This window comes from Clostridium tertium (assembly GCF_017873245.1).
In the GTDB taxonomy this organism is placed as follows: Bacteria; Bacillota; Clostridia; order Clostridiales; family Clostridiaceae; genus Clostridium; species Clostridium tertium.
Map to the genome: position 1 here is coordinate 168,183 of NZ_JAGGJY010000003.1, position 13,672 is coordinate 181,854.

General features: G+C 27.1%; 16 protein-coding genes. All 16 read left to right on the top strand.

Going from position 1 to position 13,672, the window contains the following annotated elements; genetic code table 11:
• Positions 1-57 precede the first annotated feature (57 nt).
• The 16 genes from J2Z25_RS05960 (at position 58) to zupT (ending at position 13,519) form a co-directional block, all read left to right on the top strand.
• Positions 58-1,041 carry an alpha/beta fold hydrolase gene (locus J2Z25_RS05960; protein ID WP_209739111.1) on the top strand — a complete coding sequence of 328 codons (984 nt, stop codon included), beginning with the start codon at positions 58-60 and terminating at the stop codon, positions 1,039-1,041.
• 363 nt (positions 1,042-1,404) lie between these two features.
• Positions 1,405-1,956 (top strand): GNAT family N-acetyltransferase, encoded by a 552-nt coding sequence (locus tag J2Z25_RS05965; protein WP_008676947.1) that lies wholly within the window; start codon positions 1,405-1,407, stop codon positions 1,954-1,956.
• Between the two features lie 128 nt (positions 1,957-2,084).
• Positions 2,085-2,522, top strand: a complete 438-nt coding sequence (locus tag J2Z25_RS05970; RefSeq protein WP_008676948.1) for a MarR family winged helix-turn-helix transcriptional regulator — start codon at positions 2,085-2,087, stop codon at positions 2,520-2,522.
• A 111-nt stretch (positions 2,523-2,633) separates the two neighbouring features.
• The gene (locus J2Z25_RS05975; protein ID WP_008676949.1) at positions 2,634-3,026 is read left to right on the top strand and encodes an HsmA family protein; all 393 of its coding nucleotides are present in this window, start codon (positions 2,634-2,636) and stop codon (positions 3,024-3,026) included.
• A gap of 238 nt (positions 3,027-3,264) precedes the next feature.
• A complete protein-coding gene (gene sufC, locus J2Z25_RS05980) occupies positions 3,265-4,017 on the top strand; it encodes a Fe-S cluster assembly ATPase SufC (RefSeq protein ID WP_209739113.1) in 753 nt (250 codons plus the stop codon).
• Positions 4,018-4,033: 16 nt separating this feature from the next.
• Positions 4,034-5,443: a Fe-S cluster assembly protein SufB gene (gene sufB, locus J2Z25_RS05985; RefSeq protein WP_280915854.1), complete on the top strand. Its 1,410-nt coding sequence runs from the start codon at positions 4,034-4,036 to the stop codon at positions 5,441-5,443.
• Complete coding sequence (sufD, locus tag J2Z25_RS05990; RefSeq protein WP_209739115.1) at positions 5,443-6,549, top strand: Fe-S cluster assembly protein SufD; 1,107 nt, start codon at positions 5,443-5,445, stop codon at positions 6,547-6,549. The genes sufB and sufD overlap by 1 nt, the downstream gene beginning before the upstream one ends.
• Positions 6,542-7,771 carry a cysteine desulfurase gene (locus J2Z25_RS05995; RefSeq protein WP_209739118.1) on the top strand — a complete coding sequence of 410 codons (1,230 nt, stop codon included), beginning with the start codon at positions 6,542-6,544 and terminating at the stop codon, positions 7,769-7,771. Before sufD ends, J2Z25_RS05995 begins: the two co-directional genes overlap by 8 nt.
• Before the next feature lie 5 nt (positions 7,772-7,776).
• The gene (sufU, locus tag J2Z25_RS06000) at positions 7,777-8,208 is read left to right on the top strand and encodes a Fe-S cluster assembly sulfur transfer protein SufU (RefSeq protein WP_008676955.1); all 432 of its coding nucleotides are present in this window, start codon (positions 7,777-7,779) and stop codon (positions 8,206-8,208) included.
• A gap of 220 nt (positions 8,209-8,428) precedes the next feature.
• A complete protein-coding gene (locus tag J2Z25_RS06005; RefSeq protein WP_209739120.1) occupies positions 8,429-9,757 on the top strand; it encodes a hemolysin family protein in 1,329 nt (442 codons plus the stop codon).
• Positions 9,758-9,836: 79 nt separating this feature from the next.
• Positions 9,837-10,277 (top strand): hypothetical protein, encoded by a 441-nt coding sequence (locus J2Z25_RS06010; RefSeq protein WP_209739123.1) that lies wholly within the window; start codon positions 9,837-9,839, stop codon positions 10,275-10,277.
• Between the two features lie 77 nt (positions 10,278-10,354).
• Positions 10,355-10,591 (top strand): DUF1292 domain-containing protein, encoded by a 237-nt coding sequence (locus tag J2Z25_RS06015; protein ID WP_207747181.1) that lies wholly within the window; start codon positions 10,355-10,357, stop codon positions 10,589-10,591.
• A 120-nt stretch (positions 10,592-10,711) separates the two neighbouring features.
• Positions 10,712-10,942: a hypothetical protein gene (locus tag J2Z25_RS06020; RefSeq protein WP_008676960.1), complete on the top strand. Its 231-nt coding sequence runs from the start codon at positions 10,712-10,714 to the stop codon at positions 10,940-10,942.
• A 122-nt stretch (positions 10,943-11,064) separates the two neighbouring features.
• The gene (locus tag J2Z25_RS06025; protein ID WP_209739126.1) at positions 11,065-11,766 is read left to right on the top strand and encodes a FliH/SctL family protein; all 702 of its coding nucleotides are present in this window, start codon (positions 11,065-11,067) and stop codon (positions 11,764-11,766) included.
• 123 nt (positions 11,767-11,889) lie between these two features.
• Positions 11,890-12,657: a YwaF family protein gene (locus tag J2Z25_RS06030; protein ID WP_209739128.1), complete on the top strand. Its 768-nt coding sequence runs from the start codon at positions 11,890-11,892 to the stop codon at positions 12,655-12,657.
• A 61-nt stretch (positions 12,658-12,718) separates the two neighbouring features.
• Entirely contained in the window at positions 12,719-13,519 is an 801-nt protein-coding gene (gene zupT / locus J2Z25_RS06035) for a zinc transporter ZupT (RefSeq protein ID WP_008676963.1), read from the top strand.
• Positions 13,520-13,672 lie beyond the last annotated feature (153 nt).

Below are 13,672 nucleotides of genomic sequence, written 5' to 3' on the forward strand. Positions count from 1 at the left end.
ATAAATTTTCCAAAATGAGATAAAATATTAAGGACTATTGTGTATAGGAGTGCTAAAATGAGAGACGAAATTATAAGCAATAAAAGAGAATATTTTAATAATTTTGGGATGGATGAAGATATAGTAGAAAAGGTTAAAAAAGAGCTTTCATATATAAAACAATCAGGATGTTTTACTGGAGAAAATAATATAAAAATATATTATGAAAAATATAAAGTAAAAAAAGAAATAGCTAAAATAGTTATTTCTCACGGATTTACAGAATGTATAGAGAAATATAAAGAAATAATATACTATTTCACAAGAGAAGGATATTCTGTTTATATAATGGAGCATAGAGGACATGGGAGATCTGGGAAATTAGGAGTGAAAGATAATACACAAGTAAATGTAGAAAATTTTAATTATTATATAGAAGATTTGAAAAAATTTATTGATAAAATAGTAATTAAAAATAGTAAAAGTTTATATTTATTTTCTCACTCTATGGGTGGAGCAATAGGTGCTATGTTTATAGAAAAATATCCAGATTATTTTAATAAAGCTATTTTATCATGTCCTATGCTAGAGATAGCAATAGGAAAAGTTCCATGTTTTCTTGCTAGAAGTATAGCAAAAATAAGTATATTATTTGGAAAAGGTGATGAATTTATATTTGGTAATATACCTTATGAAAGTACATATGATTTTATGTTAGCATCAACATCAAATGAAAGTAGATATAGAGCTTATTATAAAGAAATAGTATGCAATGAAAAGATACAAAGAGGTGGGGGATCCTTTAGATGGCTATATGAATCTTTAAAAGCAATTAAGTATATATTTAAGAAGAAAAATATAGAGAAGATAAAGATACCAGTTTTAATATTTCAAGCTGGTAATGATGCTTTAGTTGGTGAAAAGGGAGAAAAAAGATTTTCAAAAAAATGTGATAAATGTGAATTAGTTAGATTTGAAAATGCGAAACATGAACTTTATTTAGAAAATGATGATGTATTAGTACCGTATTTAGAAAAAATATTTATTTTTTTAGAAAGTTGAAATAATAATAAAAATATTGTTTAATTAATTAATATAAGTATTGAAAAGTATGTAATTACTAATATTAAGCAGGAGATATATAAATATATGCCTGCTTTTAGTATTAACAATAATATTATTATAAAAATATGATATTATATAAGTTACAAGAAATCTTAACATTTAAATAAAATATCTAAGGAATTGATAGTGTAAAAATAAAGTTAGTAATTTAGTAACTTATATAAAAATTTAAATAATATATATGATTTCGATTTTTCTATCTTACTTAAAATAGGTATAGTAACTCTTTAATATACAATTAGTGTTAACTATATAGATTATTAATTGGAACATATATAGTAAATAAGGAGGTATATTAAAATGCAGGAGATACTAAGGTTAAAAGATAAAAGTGGAAATTTGGTTGATGCTAAATATAGAGAATTAGATTTAAGTTATATAGATCAAATAATGGGTCTACAAGATATAATAATGGACGGACTAGAAGATAAGCAATTATATGCTCCTACAGAAAAAAATGAATTTATAGAGTATTTCAAAAAGGGTGCTAAAATAATAGGTTATTTAAATGAAAAAGAAGAGCTAATTGCTATGGCTGTTTATATAAAAAAAGGTTATGAAAAAGGCAATTATGGTTATGATCTAGATTTAGAAGGAGAAAAGCTACTTAAAGTTGGTCAAGTTGAATCAACTGTAGTTAGAAGTGATTATAGGGGAAATGGGCTTCAAAGAATACTTTGTGAAAAGATTGAAGATATAGCTAAAGAAGATAATGTTAAATTATTAACATCGACAGCATCACCATATAATAAGTATAGTGTTAGTACATTTGAAAACTTAGGATATAAAATTAAAAAAGATAAAATTAAGTATGGAGGATTAAGAAGATATGTATTAGCTAAAGAATTATAAATTAATGTAGCTACTGAGTTTTGCAGTAGCTATTTTAAATTCATTAAGTTATATGTATTGTAATATAAATATAAGTTATAATATTATTAAACTATATTAATTAGAAAAATATATTTAAAGGAGAAAATATGAAAAATAAATTTGATTCATTTGAAATGGCGATGCTTATAAAAGAGATATATTCAAGTACTATGAATATTTTAAGTAGTAGTTTGAAGGAAAGTGGATTAACTCATCAACAAATAATGGTTATAAAGATAATAGGTCACAATAAAGAGGTAACGATATCAAAGCTTTGTGAAGAAATGCACCTTGCAAAGGGAACAGTATCAGGGATTGTACAAAGGTTAGAAAGTATAGGCTATTTAGAAAAAATTAAATATGATAGTGATAAACGTAATACATATGTTAGGTTTTCTGATAAAGGATTAGAGTTTTCAAAGGAATTCAGAATGAAAATAAATAATAGCTTTGATATAGTTTTTGATAAGTTTACTAATGAAGAGGGGGAACGTGCAATAGAAGAGCTTAGAAGAATAAAAGATAAGATAAAAAAGATTAATTAGAGATTTTAAATTTAATCTCTTTTTAGTCTTGACATAAGAAATATTGAAAAGTATAATAGTTTGCATACGAACTAAATAGTTTGTATGCAAACTTATTTGGAGGGATGAAAGATGAATTCAGAATTAATTTTAGCTATTGTAACTATAACATTAGCACTAGTATTTTACACAATAGGTGTATTTGGAGAAAGAAAGGCTAAGAGCTTAAACAAAAAACATGTAATTATATTTTGGTTAGGTTTAATTTTTGATACTACAGGAACGTTAACAATGAGTAAAATAGCAGAAGAAGGAATAAAAGAAATTTCAGAAGTTTCTCAAATGATCCATGGTGTAACTGGACTTTTAGCTATTATTTTAATGTTATTTCATGCTTTATGGGCAACTTGGGTTTTATATAAAAATGATGAAAAGAAAAAAGCTACATTCCATAAGTTTAGCATAGCTGTATGGTTAGTATGGTTAGTACCATATATAGTTGGTATGATAATTGGAATGATGTAAAAGTGGGAGCTTATTCCTTTGAATAAGCTTCTTTTTTATATAAAGTAAAAAATATTTAGAAATACAAAGCTAATATAAGTTATTAGTAAATAATTAGACAATATAGTTCAAATTTAAAAAAATACCAGTTGATTAAATCTGAGTAATTTAGTATGATATAATCAATTCAGAGTGAAATAATAAGGATTAATTTAAATATACTTAAAATAAATTCAAATATAATTAAGGAGATGTAAATATGAGTGATGTTTTATTAAATATAAATGGGTTAAAAACGGCTGTAGAAGGAAAAGAAATTCTTAAAGGCTTAGATTTAAAAATAAATAAAGGTGAGATTCACGTTATAATGGGACCAAATGGTGCTGGGAAATCAACATTAGCTAATACTTTAATGGCTCATCCAAAATACAAGCAAGTTGAAGGTGAAGTTACATTTGAAGGTGAAGATATAACAGAATTAAAAACTGATGAAAGAGCAAGGAAAGGCTTATTCTTATCGTTCCAACATCCAGAAGAAGTACCGGGTATAACTGTAGAAAATTTCATAAGAAGTGCAAAAATAGCTAAGGATGGACAATTAATTAAATTTTTAAAGTTTGATAAAGATTTAAAGAATAATATGAAAGAACTAAAAATGGATAATGAATATGCAAAGAGATATTTAAATGTAGGTTTTTCTGGTGGAGAAAAGAAAAAGAATGAAATATTACAAATGCTTATGCTAAGTCCTAAGCTTGCAATACTAGATGAAACTGACTCAGGTCTAGATGTAGATGCTATAAGAATAGTTTCACAAGGTATAAAGATGTTTGCAAATGAAGAAAATGGAGTTTTAATAATAACACATAATACAAGGATACTTGAAAACTTAAAAGCTGATTACGTTCATGTTTTAGTTAATGGAAAAATAGTTAAAACAGGAGATGCAACATTAGCGAAAGAAATTGAACAAAATGGATATGAATCTTTTAAAGCAGAAGCAGCAATGTAATATGGAGGTGAATACTTTGGAAATTAAGAAGAAGACCTATGTAGATGATATGGATAGAGGTGTCTACGATGTTAAAAATGAAGACAGATTTGACTTCAAAGCCGATAAGGGATTAACAAAAGAAATCGTAGAAACTATATCTAACGAAAAAGATGAACCAGAATGGATGAGAGAATTTAGATTAAAATCTCTTGATATATATAATAAGATTAAGCTTCCAACATGGGGACCATCATTAGATGAGTTAGACATGAATAATATAGTTACTTATGTTAGACCAAAGTCAAAGCTTAATGAAAGCTGGGAAGAGGTTCCAGAAGATATTAAAAAGACATTTGATCTTTTAGGGATACCAGAAGCAGAAAAGAAATCATTAGCTGGAGTTGGAGCACAATACGATTCAGAAGTTGTTTATCATAGTATAAGAGAAGATCTTGTTAAGCAAGGCGTAATATATACAGACATGGAAACAGCAGTTAAAGAATACGAAGATATAGTTAGAGAATACTTTATGAAATGTGTTGCACCAAGTGATCATAAATTTGCTGCACTTCATGGAGCAGTATGGTCAGGTGGATCATTTGTATATGTACCAAAAGGAGTAAATGTAGATATTCCACTACAATCTTACTTTAGATTAAATTCTCCAGGTGCAGGACAATTTGAGCATACTTTAATAATAGTTGAAGAGGGAGCAACACTTCACTTTATAGAAGGGTGTTCAGCGCCTAAATATAACATGACTAATCTTCATGCAGGATGTGTTGAACTATTTGTAAAAGAAGGAGCAACTCTTAGATATAGTACAATAGAAAACTGGTCAAAGAATATGCTTAACTTAAATACAAAGAGAGCAATAGTTGAAAAGAACGGAAGAATAGAATGGGTATCAGGATCATTTGGATCAAAGATATCAATGCTTTATCCTATGAGTATTTTAAAAGGAGAAGGTGCAAGAGCAGAATTTACAGGAGTATCTTTTGCTGGTAAAGGTCAAAACTTAGATACTGGAGCAAAAATAATACATGCAGCGCCAAATACTTCTTCAACAATAAACTCAAAGTCTATTTCTAAAAATGGAGGAGCAGCTACTTATAGAGGAGTTGTAAGAGTAAATGCAAATGCTTATAACTCAAAGTCAGTAGTATCATGTGAATCATTAATGTTAGATAATTTATCTAAATCTGATACTATACCAGTTATAGATTTAATGAATGATGATGTTGAAATAGGGCATGAAGCTAAAATAGGTAAAATTAGTGATGAAGCTATATTCTATCTAATGAGTAGAGGAATAAGTGAAGAAGAAGCTAAGTCAATGATAGTAAGAGGATTCGTTGAGCCTATATCAAAAGAATTACCACTAGAATATGCGGTAGAAATGAATAATTTAATTAAGCTTGAATTAGAAGGGAGCATTGGATAATGAATAATAATTTAAATTTTAATAATTTAAATAAGACTCCTGTAAGAACTAAAAGCTGGTTAAATGTTAATGATATAACATTGAGAGATTATAAAGCTCCTGAAATAGGAATCTTTAATAATGATAAAATAACTGGTAATGATTTAGAAGGAGTTACAATAGAAAAACTTAATAAAGGAAATGTATTTCCATTAAATAAAAAGTTTATCTATGGAGTTTCAGATGAAATAGTAAATCAAGGCGAATTTGATTTTAATAAAGGATATGTAATAAATATAGATAAAAATGCTAAGATAGAAGAGCCAATAGTTATAGAATTTAATATGGATAAGGAAAATAATACTTTAGTAGATAATATATTAATAGTTGCAGAAGAAGATTCTAATGCTAAAGTAATTATAAAATATAATTCATTAGATGATAGTGAAGGATATCATAATGGTGTCTGTAAGATATTTAGTAAAAATAATAGCAACATTCAAGTTGTTAAAGTAAATTTATTAAATAAAAATACAATGAATTTAGATTCAAACCTTTCAGATGTTGGATACAATGGTAAAGTTGATTTTGTTTCAATAGACTTAGGTGGAAAAAATAGTATTACAAATTATCATGGTGATTTACTTGAAGATAATTCTGAATCAACACTTAGTTCAATTTACTTAGGTGGAGATAAGAAAGTTATAGATATGAATTATGTTATGACTCACAAAGGAAGAAGAAGTAAGTCAGAAATAACAACTAAGGGAGCCTTAAAGGGAGAAGCAAACAAAATATTCAGAGGAACTCTTGATTTCAAGAGAGGAGCTTCAAGAAGTGTTGGAGTAGAAGATGAATATTGTATGATACTATCTCCAAAGGTTAAGGGAAAAGCTCTTCCACTACTACTTTGTGAAGAAGATGATGTATCTGGAGAACATGCAGCAGCTTCAGGTAAAATAGATGAAGCAAAACTATTCTACTTAATGAGTAGAGGCCTAAGCTATAATGATGCTAGAAGAGTAATCATAGAAGGAGCCTTTAATCCAATAATAGACAAAATAGATAATGAGAATATAAGAGAAGCGATATTAGCTTCTATAAAGGAATGTTTAGATAATGAATAATAGAGATTTTTTGAAAGATTTTCCTACATTAAATAAAGAGAGAGATGGAAAGAGAATAGTTTATTTAGATAGTGCTGCAACAACACAAAAGCCTATTTCTGTTATAAATTCAATAAAAAATTATTATGAACAATCTAATGCAAATCCTCATAGGGGTGCTTATGAATTAAGTGTACTTGCAACAGAAGCTTATGACGAAGCAAGAGAAAAGGTTAGGAAATTTATAAATGCAAAATATAGAGAAGAAATAATATTTACTAAAAATGCAACAGAATCATTTAACCTTTTAGCTATGTCATATGGAATGACTTATATAAATGAAGGTGATGAAATAGTTATTTCAATTGCAGAACATCACTCAAATTTAATTCCATGGCAACAAGTAGCAAAAGCTAGAGGTGCAATTCTTAAGTATATGTACACTGATGAAAATGGTGAACTTACAGAAGAAGAAGTAAGAAGTAAAATTACTGAAAAAACAAAGATTGTAAGTATAACACATGTATCTAATGCTTTAGGAACAATAAATCCTGTAAAAGAAATTGCTGAATATGCGCATTCAAAAGGTGCTATAGTTATAGTTGATGGGGCACAAAGTGTTCCACATATGAAGGTAGATGTAAGGGACATAGATGCAGATTTTTTAGTAATTGCAGGCCATAAGCTATTAGCACCTATGGGTATAGGTGTATTATACGGTAAAAAAGAACTACTAGAAAAAATGCCACCTTTAATGTTTGGCGGAGATATGGTAGAGTATGTATATGAGCAAGAAACTACATTTAATGTATTACCATATAAATTTGAAGCAGGTACTCAAAATGTTGAAGGTGCAGTTGGATTATCAAAAGCAATAGATTACTTAAATGAAATAGGTATGGATAACATAGAAAAAATTGAAAAAGAACTAATGACTTATGCATATGAAGAAATGAGTAAGCTTGAATATGTGAAAATATATGGACCAAAAGATATTGAAAAAAGAGGCGGAGTTTTATCATTTGAAATAGATGGAGTTCATCCACATGATGTAGCCTCAATATTTGATACTTTTGGAGTCTGTATAAGAGCAGGTAATCACTGTGCACAACCTCTAATGAGATATATGGGAATAAATTCAACATCTAGAGCGAGTTTATATTTCTATAATACAAAAGAAGATGTTGATAGATTAATAGAAGCAGTAAAGCAAACATATGATATGTTTGCAAAATGGAGGTAATATTAATGGATTTAAACGCTATATATACAGAACTTATAATGGAGCACAGTACTTCAAGACATAACAGAAGAAAGCTAGATAATCCAGATTTATCTGAAAAGGGCCATAATCCAAGTTGTGGAGATGAAATAACATTAGAATTAAAGATGAATGGAGATATCATAGAAGATTTAGCATTTACTGGGCAAGGTTGTGCAATATCTCAAGCATCAACTTCAATGATGATCGATCTTATAAAAGGTAAAGATAAAGAAGAAGCATTAAAGCTTGTGGAAACATTTATTGGAATGATAAAAAGAGAAATAAATGATGAAGATGAACTTGAAGATTTAGAAGATGCCATAGTTCTAAAGAATATATCAAATATGCCAGCTAGGGTAAAATGTGCTGTTCTTGCATGGCATACTTTAAAAGAAGCTTTTGGTGAAGAAAACTAATAAAAGGTTAGGAAACTTTTGATTTCCTAACCTTTTATTATAGATATATGTAACAATCATTAGTTTTTAGAAGATATAGCTCAATATAGATAAGTATTTTACAATAATTAAAAAAATTAAGACTATTTAATCTGTAGCATTAAAAATACGTATTTGAAAGAATAAGCTTTTATATGATAGAATTATTCCACTATATTTTAAATTTAAGGAGAATAAATAAATGGAAGGAAGTCCCGGGAGTAGTTTTATATTAATTTTAATATTGGTAGTAGTTAATGCATTTTTTGCATCAGCAGAAATGGCAATAGTATCATTAAATAAAACAAAAATAAACATATTAGCAGAAGAAGGAAATAAGAAAGCAATACTATTAAGAAACATATTAAAAGAACCTAATAATTTTTTATCTACAATACAGGTTGGAATAACATTTGCAGGTTTCTTTGCATCAGCATCAGCTGCAACTTCAATTTCAGTTGGGTTTGCAAACATATTAAAGGAAGTTAATATTCCGTATAGCGAAAGTATTGCATTAGTTTTAACAACATTAGCTATTTCATATTTAACACTAGTTCTTGGAGAATTAGTACCTAAGAGAATAGCACTTCAAAATTCTGAAAAAGTTGCAATGTTTTCTATAAAAACAATAATTCTAATATCAAAAATAACTAAGCCATTTGTATGGTTTTTATCATTTTCAACTAATATTATTCTTAAGATTTTGGGATTTAAAACAGAAGGAATTGAAGAACAAATATCTAGAGAAGAAATTAGAAGCCTTATAGAAATCGGTGAAGAAAATGGAGCTATAAATCAAGTTGAAAGAGAAATGATAGATGGAATAATTGAATTTGATGATACCACAGCTAAAAAGATAATGACACCAAGAACAGAAACATTTTTACTAGATGTAAATGATGATATAAGAGATTGTATAAAAACTATTCTAGATGAAAATTTTTCAAGAATACCTATATATGAAGATGAAATAGATAATGTTATAGGAATATTACACATGAAGGATTTATTTGCAAGTATTGTTGAAAAAGGTATAGATAATGTAAAAATAAGAGATATAATAAAAGATCCATGTTTCTTTATTGAAACAAAAAGCATAGATGACTTATTTAAAGAATTAAAAGATAAAAAAGCTTATATAGCTATTTTAATAGATGAGTATGGTGGTTTTTCAGGTATAGTAACAATGGAAGATATCATAGAAGAGGTAATGGGAGAAATCCTAGATGAGTATGACGATAACTTAGATGTTGAAAAAATAGATGATAAAAATTATGTTGTCAGTGGATTAATGACTTTATCAGATTTAAATGATTATTTAGATATAGAATTAGAGTCAGAAGTTGCTGATACCATAGGGGGATTCTTCATTGAAAAGCTTGGAGAAATTCCAACTACAACTAAAAATTGCGAAGTATTATCAGACAATATAACATTAAGGTTAGTAAAACTAGATGATAGAAGAATTGATAGGATTCATTTAATTATAAACAATAAAGATAAGAAAACAGAAGAATTAAATGAAGAATAAAATAAATTAATCATTAAATCATTTAAAATGAATAATGCTCCTTTATAAAATAAACAATAGTATAAAGGAGTGTGAAAACATGAATAAAAATATAAAGGAACTTAATAAGGAACTAGAAGGAATTATAATGGGAGAAAATGAAATAGCAAAATTAAAAGATAAAGCTATGGATTATAAGGTTGTAGAACTTCTAGATAAGGTATTAATAACAGTTCAAAAAAATAAAGATTTAGTAGTAAAAGAAATTGAAGAATTAGGTGCTAAAGTTACATATGATGAAGGCATGTGGGGCAAGATAGTAGAGCTTTTTAATAGTTTTAAGGAAATAAATATAGATACTGATAAGGAAATACTACAAACATCTATTAAAGGTACAGAAATGGGATTTAAAGCTATTTTAGATTTTCTAATAAAAGACAATGATATACATGAACATTTAAAGAAAAGTTTAATAGAAGTATCAGATGAATATGCGAAACTAATAAAGGATATGCAAGAATATTTATTAAAGCTTCAATAAAGTTAAATTAATCGATATATGAATAAATTTATTAGATTAAAGCAAAATAAATTTAGTAAGGTAAAGGAGTGTATATTATGAGTGAAAAAATAATGTCTTTTAGTGATGAAAATGGAAATAAAGTAGATTATGCAATACTAGAACAAAAATTAATATGTGGAAGTGAATATGTTGCAATGGCACCAGTTAAAGATAAATCACATATTGAAATATATAAAATAAAATTTGATAAGAACTGGAATGAGAGCTTAAGTGAAGTAGAGTCAGAAAAAGAAATAAATATGTTTAAGGAAGTTTCAAGCTTAAAATTTTAATTATAAAATAAGCCAGAATAGATAATTCTATTCTGGCTTATTTTATAATTAAAAATCGCGGTAACAAATGAAAATGTTAATGAATAAGATGAAGTAAAATAATTCTAGGAGCAATAAATAATGAATAGTTATAATTTAATCATGAAACTCCAAGCGAAAATGCAAGATCCAAGATTTGCTGATAGGTTTAATAGAATAGTATCAGAGTTTAATAGCATTCCAGGAGTTCAACAAGAAGTTATGAGAATAGCACAAATAGAAGATGAGAAAAAAAGAGAAAAAGCTATATCAAAACTTCCAGATAGGGTAAAAAAACTTGTTAGAGAAGTTTATTCATTATTAAATGAATAAGCTTATTAAGTTATTTATTATACCTAATAAGATAAATAGTAAATATTATAAAAAGTATTAACCAAAAGGAGAAACCATTCATATATTATGTATTATGAGTATTATACAAGGAGATAAAAAAGATGGAAACAAATTATGAATTCAATAGTGATAATTTTGAAGAAATAATGAGAAGAATTCAAAATGAAGAAGCAAACCAATTTGTAGGAGAAAATTCAATAGGAAATAATCCAGTAGAAAACAATTCAGTAGAAAATAATGCATTCTTTGAAAATGATAATTTTGCAGATTTAGCGAATTTTGATGGAAATATCGATAATTTAAATAATGATTTTCAAGGTGAAGAAGGTCTTGAGGGACTAAGTAATGAAGAATTACGTTCTGCATGTGGTAATAATAATGGAATAGTAAATTGTCGTCGATGTTTTGAAAGAGGATTAAGAGAAGGACTAGAACGAGGATTTAGAAGAGGCTTTAGATGCGGATTATGTAAGGGGAGAGAGCAAGGAAGACGTGAAGGCTATTCACAAGGATTTAGAGATGGATTCAGAAGTGGTGTTTCTAGGGCAGAAGAATTAGCAAGAGCTAGTTTTGAAAGAGGTCTTAGACAAGGCTTTAGGCAAGGCTTTAGACAAGGATTTGAAAGAGGATTTAGAGAAGGTTGCAGAGTAGGTTTTCAAAGAGGATTTAGGGCTGGAGTTAGAAGAGGCCGTGAACAAGTAATTAGAGAAGTAATGAGATTCTTAAATTGTTTAAGCGAAGGAAATAATAATACAAATAACAATAATAATACAAATAACAATGGTTGTTGGAGATCTTGTTAATATAAAAATAAAGTAATTTAAAGAGGCTAATAAGACCAGTATAGCAGTTGCTATACTGGCCTATTTTTTTAGAATTATTTTATTCTTTATGACATATTGATAGATTAGGGGAGAGAGATATATATGAAGGATTTTTTTACATTGCAAAGGCCAAATAAAAGCTATCAAATGAATAATAGTGAGCAATTTACTCCAATAATAATAATGATATTAATAATAATATTAATAATAGTTTATAGAAATGAAATAAGAAAAAATTATAAGGTTGAAAAAATAATAAGATATATATTAACAGGTTTATCTTCAATTATATTTATATTTTATTATTTGATCACATGGTTGATTAATGGAATAGAAGTAGATAATTTACCTCTACATCTTTGCTATATTGCAAATATTTTATGTATTATTCTTGGATTTACTAAAAGTAAAAAAATATATGACTTTGTTATTTGTTATGGTGCTATAGGGGGAATAGCTAGTTTAATATCTATGGATACGTCCTTATCAAGTATGTACTTTAAATATTATCAGTTTATGGTATCGCATATTTCAATAATAGTAATTCCAATATACTTTTTATTGATACATAGATATTATCTAAAGGAATCTAAAGTAATAAAAGTATATATATTATTACAGATAATGGGTATTATAATTGGAATATTTAATCATAAATTTAATACTAATTATTTTTTTATATTGTTTAATTCAAATTTAGCAGCGAAAGGGACTATTCTTGAGGTTCTAGGGGAAGGATATAATTATTTTATAAATTTAGAGGTATTGGTAACAATATATACAATATCAATATATATATTAGCAAGAATTTTTAATAAAAAAATGAAAAACATTTACGAATATTTAGAAAATAAATATAATTTCAATTGAAAAATATTATCATTTAGTGTAAAATTAATATATAGAATATATTAATTTGAAAGGGTAAAATATGAGTAATGTAACAATAGCATTTTTGATAACATTATTTGCTGGACTTGCCACTGGTATAGGAAGTTTAATAGCGTTCTTAGCAAGGAATACAAATAAGAAATTTTTATCCATAAGTTTAGGTTTCTCAGCTGGAGTTATGATATATGTATCAATGATAGAGATATTCCCAAAGGCAAAAGATTCATTAGTATTAGCATTAGGAGAAAGATCAGGAAATTATTTAACTGTAATTTCATTTTTTGTAGGGATGTTTCTAATTGCAATAATAGATAAATTTGTACCTAGTGGAGAAAATCCACATGAAGTTAAGTCGCTTCCAACAGAAGGAAGTAATGAAAAGAATACTAGTGGACTTTTAAGAACAGGAGTATTTACTGCATTAGCAATAGGTATTCATAATTTTCCAGAAGGACTAGCTACATTTGTATCTGCGTTAGGAGATATGAAAATAGCAATACCTATAGCAGTAGCTATAGCAATTCATAATATTCCAGAAGGAATATCAGTTTCAGTACCAATTTACTATGCTACAGGAGATAAGAAAAAAGCATTTATATATTCCTTTTTATCAGGAATGTCAGAACCAATTGGAGCAATTGTAGGATATGTATTTTTAAGAAATTACTTTAATGATTTAACATTCGGAATAATATTTGCTATGGTAGCCGGAATAATGGTATTTATATCACTAGATGAATTATTACCAGCAGCTAAGGAATATGGTGAGCATCACCTATCTATATATGGATTAATTTTAGGAATGATAGTAATGGCAGTGAGCTTGCTATTATTTATTTAATAAGAAGGTTGTCTATTTTTAGGCAACCCTTTTGATATTTATAGTTTTATAAAAATTAATACATTCAAAATAAAAATATAAGTATAAAGTGTAGATTATGAGTAACATATATTATAATTTTACATGAGATTAATATTATAATAATGAATAATT

Excerpts from the sequence above, each read along its gene's own strand:
- sufU (WP_008676955.1), top strand. The coding sequence starts at position 7,777 with ATGGATTTAAACGCTATATATACAGAACTTATAATGGAGCACAGTACT.
- J2Z25_RS05960 (WP_209739111.1), top strand. The coding sequence starts at position 58 with ATGAGAGACGAAATTATAAGCAATAAAAGAGAATATTTTAATAATTTT.
- J2Z25_RS05970 (WP_008676948.1), top strand. The coding sequence starts at position 2,085 with ATGAAAAATAAATTTGATTCATTTGAAATGGCGATGCTTATAAAAGAG.
- J2Z25_RS06025 (WP_209739126.1), top strand. The coding sequence starts at position 11,065 with ATGGAAACAAATTATGAATTCAATAGTGATAATTTTGAAGAAATAATG.
- J2Z25_RS05965 (WP_008676947.1), top strand. The coding sequence starts at position 1,405 with ATGCAGGAGATACTAAGGTTAAAAGATAAAAGTGGAAATTTGGTTGAT.
- J2Z25_RS05975 (WP_008676949.1), top strand. The coding sequence starts at position 2,634 with ATGAATTCAGAATTAATTTTAGCTATTGTAACTATAACATTAGCACTA.
- J2Z25_RS06030 (WP_209739128.1), top strand. The coding sequence starts at position 11,890 with ATGAAGGATTTTTTTACATTGCAAAGGCCAAATAAAAGCTATCAAATG.
- J2Z25_RS06005 (WP_209739120.1), top strand. The coding sequence starts at position 8,429 with ATGGAAGGAAGTCCCGGGAGTAGTTTTATATTAATTTTAATATTGGTA.
- J2Z25_RS06010 (WP_209739123.1), top strand. The coding sequence starts at position 9,837 with ATGAATAAAAATATAAAGGAACTTAATAAGGAACTAGAAGGAATTATA.
- sufC (WP_209739113.1), top strand. The coding sequence starts at position 3,265 with ATGAGTGATGTTTTATTAAATATAAATGGGTTAAAAACGGCTGTAGAA.
- J2Z25_RS06015 (WP_207747181.1), top strand. The coding sequence starts at position 10,355 with ATGAGTGAAAAAATAATGTCTTTTAGTGATGAAAATGGAAATAAAGTA.
- J2Z25_RS05995 (WP_209739118.1), top strand. The coding sequence starts at position 6,542 with ATGAATAATAGAGATTTTTTGAAAGATTTTCCTACATTAAATAAAGAG.
- sufD (WP_209739115.1), top strand. The coding sequence starts at position 5,443 with ATGAATAATAATTTAAATTTTAATAATTTAAATAAGACTCCTGTAAGA.
- zupT (WP_008676963.1), top strand. The coding sequence starts at position 12,719 with ATGAGTAATGTAACAATAGCATTTTTGATAACATTATTTGCTGGACTT.
- J2Z25_RS06020 (WP_008676960.1), top strand. The coding sequence starts at position 10,712 with ATGAATAGTTATAATTTAATCATGAAACTCCAAGCGAAAATGCAAGAT.